We start from the raw sequence: 8,323 nt of genomic DNA, 5'->3' as shown, positions 1-8,323 counted from the left end.
ACGACATCGTGATGAAGTTCGTGGGTCTGATCATGGTCATCGCCCCCATCGGCCTGGGCGCCTATTTTGCCAACCTGATCGGCGAGTTCGGCCCCCAGCTTCTGGGCGACTACGGCCGCTCCATGGTCGTGTACTATCCCCTGTGCCTGCTGTACGTGCTAATCTTCTTCCCGCTGTACGCCTTCTTCGCCGGCGGCAAGCTGGGCGTAAAGCGCATGCTCAAAAGCATTTTTGCCCCCGCCGTCACCGCTTTCGCCACCCAGAGCTCGGTTGCCACCCTGCCCGTGAACAAGGAAGCCTGTGAGGAGATCGGCGTTCCCAAGGATGTGAGCGACCTGGTGCTGCCTCTGGGCGCCACCGCCCACATGGACGGCTCGGTGCTCAGCTCCATCGTCAAGATCGCCTTCCTGTTCGGCGTGTTCGGCATGCCCTTCACCGGCGCCGGCACCTACGGCATGGCCATCGTGGTGGCGATCCTGTCCGCGTTCGTTCTGTCCGGCGCGCCCGGCGGCGGCCTGGTGGGCGAGATGCTCATCGTCAGCCTGTTCGGCTTCCCGGCCGAGGCCTTCCCCCTGATCGCCACCCTGGGCTTTTTGTTCGACCCGGCCGCCACCTGCCTGAACGCCTCCGGCGACACCATCGCCTCCATGATGGTGGCCCGCCTGGTCGAGGGCAAGGACTGGCTCAAGAACGCGGTGGCCGCCAAGACCGCCGCGGGCAAGGAAGCTTGATTTTTCAGCCTCACCTGCTATAATAAAAAGCGGCAGCCATCCTTTTACAGGGTGGCTGCCGCGTATTGGAACCCTTAACTGTCAGGAGGATAAACACCTATGAAGATCATTGCTACTGAAAAAGCCCCCGGCGCCATCGGCCCCTACTCCCAGGGGTACGAGCTGAACGGCCTCGTCATCACCAGCGGCCAGCTGCCTGTGGACCCCGCTACCGGCGCCATGCCCGAGGGCATTGCCGCCCAGGCCGAGTGGAGCTGCAAAAACGTGGGCGCCATTCTCCAGGCCGCCGGCGCCGGCTTCGACAAGGTGGTCAAGACCACCTGCTTTTTGGCCGACATGGGCGACTTCGCCGCCTTCAACGAGGTGTACGCCCGCTACTTCACCTCCAAGCCCGCCCGCAGCTGTGTGGCGGTCAAGGACCTGCCCAAGGGCGCCCTGTGCGAGATCGAGGCCATCGCCGAAAAGTAAAGCGGCCGCACCCCGCAAAAAAGGACCGGCGCCGTCAGGCCCCGGTCCTTTTTATTTTTGCCGCTCAGCTGCGCGCGGCCTCACGGCAGGCGCTGCACAGCCCGTACAGATTCAGCGAATACCTCTGGATCGAAAGATCCGGCCGCGAGGCAATGGTCTGCTCGATGGGCGCCTTGTCCAGCTGCACATCCTCCACCCGGCCGCAGCAGGTGCAGTACAGGTGGTCGTGGTCGGCGAGGGTGCGGTCAAACCGGTCGGCCATGCCGGGCATGGATACCCGGCGCACCCGGCCCATCTCCACCAGGCCGTTCAGGTTGCGGTATACCGTCCCCAGGCTGAGGCCCGGGCAGTCGTCCCGGATGGTAAGGTAGATGTCGTCGGCGGTGGGGTGGTCGCACCGGCTCTGTACCTGGCGCAGCACCAGCTCCCGTTGGCGGGAATAGCGCATCAAAACGCACGCTCCTTTTCTGCCCCACTTTTTCCAAAACCTGGTTTTGCGGGGTAAAATTCGCCTGTTACAGCGTATTTGCTGTTATAATAGTAATAGTTTTCATGTGCGTTGTCAAGGGCGGCGGCAATTTTTTCCTCGCCCTATTTGCCCGCCTCCCGCTTGATGCGCTCCCAGTAGGCCCGGGCGGCCTGCTCGGTCTTGTTGTCGCCCCACTCATAATAGCGCGTGCCGGCCAAAGCGTCGGGCAGGTACTGCTGCTCCACCCAGTGGCCCGGGTGATCGTGGGGATACTTGTAATGCTGCCCTTTCACCGCCGCATCCTCGCCGTCAAAATGCTTGTTCTGCAATTGGCGCGGCACCGGCCCGGAGCGGCCGCGGGCAAGGTCCGCCATGGCCGCGTTGATGGCCGCCTCCCCGGCGTTGGATTTCGGGGCTGTGGCCACCAGAATAACCGCGTCGGCCAGGGGGATGCGCGCCTCGGGCAGGCCGATCATATTGGCCGCATCCACAGCCGCTTTCACAATGGGGATAATCTGCGGCCAGGCCAGGCCCACGTCCTCGCAGGCGCAGACCATCAGGCGGCGGCAGGCGCTCACCAGGTCGCCCGCTTCCAGCAGGCGGGCCAGGTAGTGCAGCGCTGCGTCCGGGTCCGAGCCGCGCATGGATTTTTGGTAGGCCGAAAGGATGTCGTAATGGTCGTCGCCCTCCCGGTCGTAGCGCATGGCGGTGCGGCGGGTCACCTGCCGGATCATGTCCAGCGTGATGTGCTTTGCCCCGTCCTCCCCGGCCGCCGCGGCGGACACCGCAAATTCCAGGCACCCCAGCGCCTTGCGCATGTCGCCCCCACAGCTCTCGGCCAGGTACTCCGCCGCCTCTGCGGGCAGCTCCACCGGCGCGCCCTCGTCCTGTGCAAGGCGCGCCAAGGCCTTTTGCAGCCCTTCTTCCACATCTTCGGGCGAAAGGGCTTTGAATTCAAACACCGTGCAGCGGCTCAAAAGGGCGTTGTAAATATAAAAATACGGGTTTTCAGTGGTGGATGCGATCAGCGTGACCGACCCGTCCTCAATGCATTCCAGCAGGCTTTGCTGCTGCTTTTTATTCAGATACTGGATTTCGTCCAGATACAGCAGCAGCCCCTTTGCCCCGTGCAGGGTGCCGATCTCGGCCAGCACAGCCTTGATATCGCCCGTCGAGGCGGAAGTCCCGTTCAGCTTGTGCAGCCGCATGCCGCTGTTTTCGGCAATAATGCGCGCCACCGTGGTCTTGCCCACCCCGGAGGGGCCGTAAAAGATCATATTGGGCACCCGCCCGCTTTCCAGCGCCCTGCGGAACACGCATCCCTCGCCCAAAAGGTGCTTCTGGCCGCACACCTCCTCCAGCGCCGCCGGGCGCAGCCGCTGTGCCAGGGGTTCGCTCATACCAGGGCCTCCCTGCCCGGGCGCTCCACCGCGGCCTCGGCCGCCCAGTCCCCCAATTTTTTATCCGCGTACCCGGGGTTCAAAAACAGGTCGATGGCGTGCACCAGGCTGCGGTCCCAAAAATTCCACTCGTGCACGCCGTCCCACTCCATGTAGGTGTAATCCAGCGCCGGCGCCCGGTCCCGCACAAACTCGCGGAAATTCTGGTTCTGCTGGTAGATGTAATAGGGCTCCATGTCCTGCCGGCCCACGGTGCACAGCACCTTCGGCCGCTGCCCGGGCTCCAGCCCGCAGACCTGCTGTGCCAGGGCGAACAGGTCCCTTTCGGCCGGCAGGGCCAGCTCCGGGCCAAAGACCGGGGCCATCACCATGCGGGAGCGGGGGTCGCTTTGGGCAGCCCCCAGCATCGAGCGCATGTCCACCGCGCCGGAAAAGCTGGCGCAGCCGGCATACGCCTCCGGGTGCGTCAGCCCCAGCAGCAGCGCGCCGTAGCCCCCCATGGAAAGGCCGCACACAAAATTTTTTTCCCGCCCGGCGGGCAGCTGCACCATCCCGCCCAGCAAGGCCGGCAGCTCCTGGGTCAGCCAGGTATAGTAGGCGGGGCCGGCGGCCATATCGTTATAAAAAGAATTTGCGGCGTCCGGGATCACCAGCGCAATGTTGTTGTCGGCCGCATAGCGCAGCGCGGCCGAAAAGTTCACCCAGTCGTCGCCGTCGTTGGTAAAGCCGTGCAGCAGGGTGAACACCGCCCGCGGCGCCTGCCCCCGCCACAGGTCGATGTCTCCGGGCCAAAACAGGCGCACCGTGGTTGTGCCCGCCAGCGCCTGGCTTTTCAGTTTGCAGTCAAAGAACGCCATGATCTGTTATTCTCTCCTTGTTCTTTAAAGCGTTAAAAGGGCGGGCGGCACGAACGATGCCGCCCGCTCGGGGCCTCACTCATACAGGGGGAAGCGCTCCACAAGCTCTGCCACGCGGGCCGCCACCTGTGCCTTGCTGCCCTCAAAATCAAAAATGCAGTCGGCAACGCAGCCGGCGATCACGTCCATCTCGCCTGCGCCAAAGCCGCGGGTCGTCACCGCGGGCGTTCCCACCCGCAGGCCGCTGGTGATAAAGGGGCTGCGCTTTTCGCCGGGCACCGAATTTTTGTTGGCGGTGATGTTCACCTCGTCCAGCTTGTGCTCCAGCTCCTTGCCGGTGCACTCCTGCGCCGACAGGTCGATCAGCATCATGTGGTTGTCGGTGCCGCCGCTCACCAGCTCCACCCCCCGGGCCTTCAGCCCTGCGGCCAGTGCCCCGGCGTTCTCCACGATGCTCCTGGCGTAGGTGCGGAACGCGGGCTTCAGCGCCTCGCCAAAGCACACCGCCTTTGCGGCGATCACATGCTCCAGCGGGCCGCCCTGCGTGCCGGGGAAAATGGCCTTGTTCACCTTTTTGGCGATCTCCTCACTGTTGGTCAAAATCATGCCGCCCCGGGGCCCCCGCAGGGTCTTGTGGGTGGTGGTGGTCACCACATCCGCATAGGGCACCGGGCTTTGGTGCACGCCCCCCGCCACCAGGCCCGCAATGTGCGCCATGTCCACCATCAGCAGCGCGCCCGCCTCGCGGGCGATTTCAGCCAGGGTGTCAAAGCGCAGCGCCCGCGGGTAGGCCGAAGCCCCCGCCACGATCATCTTGGGCCGCACCGTGAGGGCCTGCCGGCGCAGAGCCTCGTAGTCCACATAGCCGTTTTCGTCCACTCCATAGGAAACAAAATTGTAGTTTTTGCCGCTCATATTCACCGGGCTGCCGTGGGTCAGGTGCCCGCCGGCCGCCAGATCCATGCCCAGAATGGTATCCCCCAGCTCCAAAAGGGCAAAATACACCGCCAGGTTTGCCTGCGCGCCCGAGTGGGGCTGCACGTTCGCAAACTCAGCGCCAAACAATTCGCACGCCCGGCGGATGGCCAGGTTCTCCACCTCGTCCACATAGGCGCAGCCCCCGTAATAGCGGTGGGCGGGGTACCCCTCGGCGTACTTGTTGGTCAGCACGCTTCCCATTGCGGCCATCACGGCCGGGCTCACGATGTTCTCGCTGGCAATCAGTTCAATATTGCGGCGCTGGCGCAGCAGTTCCCGCTGCATCGCCATGGCAAGCTCCAGATCCTGGCTGCCCAAAAAACCAATGGTATCCATCATATCCCCGTACATATTCACCCGCTCCTCTCAAAGCTCCGGCCCGGGGTGCGCCCGGCCCGTGTTTTTTATCATTATACCCCATGCGGCCCCGGGAAACAAGCGTTTCTCTTCGCTCCGCCCGCCGGCGGGCTGGATTGTGAAATCCCTGTAAAATATGGCCGTTCTGCCCTTTTTGTGTTGACTTTGCCTTCCCGTTGGGGTATAGTGGAGCCAGTTGAAAAGGGAGTAGTTCACGACGCTTTGCCAACATCACGGCTTCTTTGGGGCCTGGCAGGGCGTGCCGTTTTGCGGTAACAAGACTTTTCGGCAGCGTTTGCTTTGGGCAGATTCGCTGGCGGAAGGTCTTTTTTCTTTTTCCGCCGCGTTTTCCGTCCGGGTTTTGCCCATCCTGTCAAAAGAAAAGGAGCGCAGTGTAATGAAAAAAGAGCTGTACGAACTCACCCCTGCCCAGGCCCTGGAGCGGCTGGGGGCTTCCGAAGGCGGCCTGACCGCTGCCGAAGCCGCCCGGCGCCTGGAAGAGCACGGCCCAAACCAGCTTGCCGAGGGCAGGAAAAAACGTCCTCTTCAGGTATTCTTTGAGCAATTCAAAGACCTGCTGGTGATTATTTTGATCCTTGCGGCCGTCATTTCGCTGGCGGCCGGCGGCGGCGAAAGCACCCTTGTCATCGTTGCCGTGCTGCTGCTGAACGCGGCGTTGGGCACTGTGCAGTATTTCAAGGCCGAGCGCTCCATGGAAAGCCTCAAGGCCCTTTCCAGCCCCACGGCCAAGGTGCTGCGGGGCGGTGAGCGGGTCGAACTCCCCTCGCCCCGCCTGGTTCCCGGGGATATCGTTTTTCTGGAAGCGGGCGACCTGGTGGCGGCAGACGGCCGGCTGCTGGAATGTCACTCCCTCAAGGTGGACGAAAGCTCTCTCACCGGCGAATCCGAGCCGGTGGAAAAGAACGTGCAGGCCCTCAGCGGCGGCCAGCCCCCCCTGGGCGACCAAAAATGCATGGTGTTTTCCGGCTCGCTGGTGACCTACGGCCGCGCGGTCATGCTGGTCACCTCCACCGGCATGGATACCGAGCTGGGCCGCATTGCCCGGCTGATGGGGCAGACCCAGCAGCGCAGGACCCCCCTGCAAAAAAGCCTCGACGATTTTTCCGGCAAGCTGGCGGCCGTGATCCTGGCCATCTGCGCGCTGGTGTTCGCCCTGTCCTTCTTCCGCGGCCAGCTGGGCCTGGTGGATTCTCTCATGTTTGCCGTGGCCCTTGCCGTGGCGGCCATCCCCGAGGCGCTGGGCAGCATCGTGACCATCGTGCTGGCCTTGGGCACCCAAAAAATGGCCCGTCAAAACGCCATCATGAAAGACCTGAAATCGGTCGAGAGCCTGGGCAGCGTTTCGGTTATCTGTTCCGACAAAACCGGCACCCTGACCCAGAACCGCATGACCGTGCAGCAGGCCTGGGCCGGGGGCGAGCTGCTCCCTTGCTCCGCGTTCCAAACCCAAAACGCCGCTCAAAGCCGCCTGCTGGACATCGCGCTTTTGGCCTGCGACGCCACCCTCAGCCCAGACGGCGGCGCCGTGGGCGATCCCACCGAGATCGCCCTTGTGCGCTGGGGCGATGCCGTGGGCCGGCCGGCTGCGGCCCTGCGCGCCGCGCATCCCCGCCTGGAGGAGCTGGCCTTCGACTCTGACCGCAAGCTCATGAGCGCCCTGTTCCTTGTGGGCGGCGTTCCCACCCTTTACACCAAGGGCGCCATGGACGTGCTGCTGGCCCGCTCCACCCACGTGCTCACCGCACAGGGCCCCGTTCCTCTCACCGAGGAATGGCTGCAGTGCATCACCCGGGCCAACAACGCCTTTTCCGGGCAGGGCCTGCGGGTGCTCGCCTTCGGTTTTCGCCCGCTGCCCCAGGCCGGCCCCCTGCGCCTGGAAGACGAGCAGGGCTACACCTTCGCCGGGCTTGTTTCCATGATGGACCCGCCCCGCCCCGAAAGCATCCAGGCTGTGGCCGACGCAAAACGGGGCGGCATCCGCACCATCATGATCACCGGCGATCACAAGGTCACCGCCACTGCCATTGCCCGGCAGATCGGCATTTTCGCCCAGGGCGACCTCTCGCTGGACGGCGCCGAACTGAACGCCATGAGCGACGCCCAGCTGGACGAAGCCCTGCCCCGCATCTCGGTCTATGCCCGGGTGGCCCCCGAGCACAAGATCCGCATCGTCGAGGCCTGGCAGCGCCGGGGCTGTGTGGTGGCCATGACCGGCGACGGCGTGAACGACGCTCCCGCCTTAAAGCGGGCCGACGTGGGCGTCGCCATGGGCGTTACCGGCACCGAGGTCAGCAAGGACGCAGCCTCCATGATCCTGGCCGACGACAACTTTGCCACCATTGTAAAGGCGGTCGTCAACGGGCGGGGCGTGTTCGCAAACATCAAAAACGCCGTGCAGTTTCTGCTCTCGGGCAACACCGCCGGCATCCTGGCCGTGCTGTACGCCTCGTTTGCCTCCCTGCCCGCCCCCTTTGCGCCGGTCCACCTCCTGTTCATCAACCTTCTTACCGACAGCCTGCCCGCCATTGCCATCGGCACCGAGGCCGCCCGGCCCGGCCTGCTGGACCAGCCCCCCCGCGATCCCACGCGTCCCCTTCTGGACCGGCCGCTGCTCCTCACAGTCCTGGGGCAGGGGCTGCTCATTGCGGCGGCCACCCTGGCCGCTTTTTACCTGGGGTATCAGGGCGAAAGCGCGGCCCTGGCCAGCACCATGGCTTTTGCCACACTCACCCTGGCGCGCCTGTTCCACGGGTTCAGCTGCCGCGGCCCCGAACCGCTTTTCCGGCTTGGCTTTCGCGGCAACCGCCTTTCCCTTCTGGCGTTCGGCGGCGGGGTGGCCCTGCTGGCAGCCGTGCTGTTTCTGCCCGGCCTGCGCACGCTGTTCCTGGCCGTCCCCCTCAACGGCGCGCAGCTGGCCCAGGTGGCGGGCCTTGCGTTTGCCCCCACCGCCCTCATCCAGCTTCTCAAATCCCTGCGCGTTTTTCTTTGCTCCCGCGGGCGCAAAACTGCCGATTGCAATAAATAAGAATCCATGCTATAATT

The 8,323-nt window shown here is 64.2% G+C and carries 7 protein-coding genes; 3 read left to right on the top strand and 4 right to left on the bottom strand.

Annotation, left to right across the window (positions count from 1 at the left end):
• Both ACMLHZ_RS00155 and ACMLHZ_RS00150 read left to right on the top strand, forming a co-directional pair.
• A partial coding sequence (locus tag ACMLHZ_RS00155; protein ID WP_418665792.1) for a dicarboxylate/amino acid:cation symporter occupies positions 1–731 on the top strand: 731 nt, incomplete at its 5' end.
• Positions 732–830: 99 nt separating this feature from the next.
• Complete coding sequence (locus tag ACMLHZ_RS00150) at positions 831–1,199, top strand: RidA family protein (protein ID WP_418665791.1); 369 nt, start codon at positions 831–833, stop codon at positions 1,197–1,199.
• A 64-nt stretch (positions 1,200–1,263) separates the two neighbouring features.
• On the opposite strand, the gene ACMLHZ_RS00145 is transcribed toward ACMLHZ_RS00150, so the two are convergent.
• From ACMLHZ_RS00145 to glyA, 4 genes are all read right to left on the bottom strand, one after another.
• Positions 1,264–1,647 (bottom strand): Fur family transcriptional regulator, encoded by a 384-nt coding sequence (locus tag ACMLHZ_RS00145; RefSeq protein WP_418665795.1) that lies wholly within the window; start codon positions 1,645–1,647, stop codon positions 1,264–1,266.
• A 143-nt stretch (positions 1,648–1,790) separates the two neighbouring features.
• Complete coding sequence (locus ACMLHZ_RS00140; protein WP_418665790.1) at positions 1,791–3,068, bottom strand: replication-associated recombination protein A; 1,278 nt, start codon at positions 3,066–3,068, stop codon at positions 1,791–1,793.
• Positions 3,065–3,925, bottom strand: a complete 861-nt coding sequence (locus ACMLHZ_RS00135) for an alpha/beta hydrolase (protein WP_418665789.1) — start codon at positions 3,923–3,925, stop codon at positions 3,065–3,067. The genes ACMLHZ_RS00140 and ACMLHZ_RS00135 overlap by 4 nt, the downstream gene beginning before the upstream one ends.
• A gap of 75 nt (positions 3,926–4,000) precedes the next feature.
• Positions 4,001–5,254, bottom strand: a complete 1,254-nt coding sequence (gene glyA, locus ACMLHZ_RS00130) for a serine hydroxymethyltransferase (RefSeq protein WP_418665788.1) — start codon at positions 5,252–5,254, stop codon at positions 4,001–4,003.
• Positions 5,255–5,657: 403 nt separating this feature from the next.
• Between glyA and ACMLHZ_RS00125 the strand changes: the two genes are divergently transcribed.
• A complete protein-coding gene (locus tag ACMLHZ_RS00125) occupies positions 5,658–8,306 on the top strand; it encodes a cation-translocating P-type ATPase (RefSeq protein WP_418665787.1) in 2,649 nt (882 codons plus the stop codon).
• Positions 8,307–8,323 lie beyond the last annotated feature (17 nt).

Origin of the sequence: Allofournierella sp. (assembly GCF_048388525.1) — a bacterium.
In the GTDB taxonomy this organism is placed as follows: Bacteria; Bacillota; Clostridia; order Oscillospirales; family Ruminococcaceae; genus BQOK01.
Note: the sequence above shows the minus strand (reverse complement) of the source record. Positions and strands in the feature narration are given on the sequence as shown.

Excerpts from the sequence above, each read along its gene's own strand:
- ACMLHZ_RS00145 (WP_418665795.1), bottom strand. The coding sequence starts at position 1,647 with ATGCGCTATTCCCGCCAACGGGAGCTGGTGCTGCGCCAGGTACAGAGC.
- ACMLHZ_RS00150 (WP_418665791.1), top strand. The coding sequence starts at position 831 with ATGAAGATCATTGCTACTGAAAAAGCCCCCGGCGCCATCGGCCCCTAC.
- ACMLHZ_RS00125 (WP_418665787.1), top strand. The coding sequence starts at position 5,658 with ATGAAAAAAGAGCTGTACGAACTCACCCCTGCCCAGGCCCTGGAGCGG.
- glyA (WP_418665788.1), bottom strand. The coding sequence starts at position 5,254 with ATGTACGGGGATATGATGGATACCATTGGTTTTTTGGGCAGCCAGGAT.
- ACMLHZ_RS00140 (WP_418665790.1), bottom strand. The coding sequence starts at position 3,068 with ATGAGCGAACCCCTGGCACAGCGGCTGCGCCCGGCGGCGCTGGAGGAG.
- ACMLHZ_RS00135 (WP_418665789.1), bottom strand. The coding sequence starts at position 3,925 with ATGGCGTTCTTTGACTGCAAACTGAAAAGCCAGGCGCTGGCGGGCACA.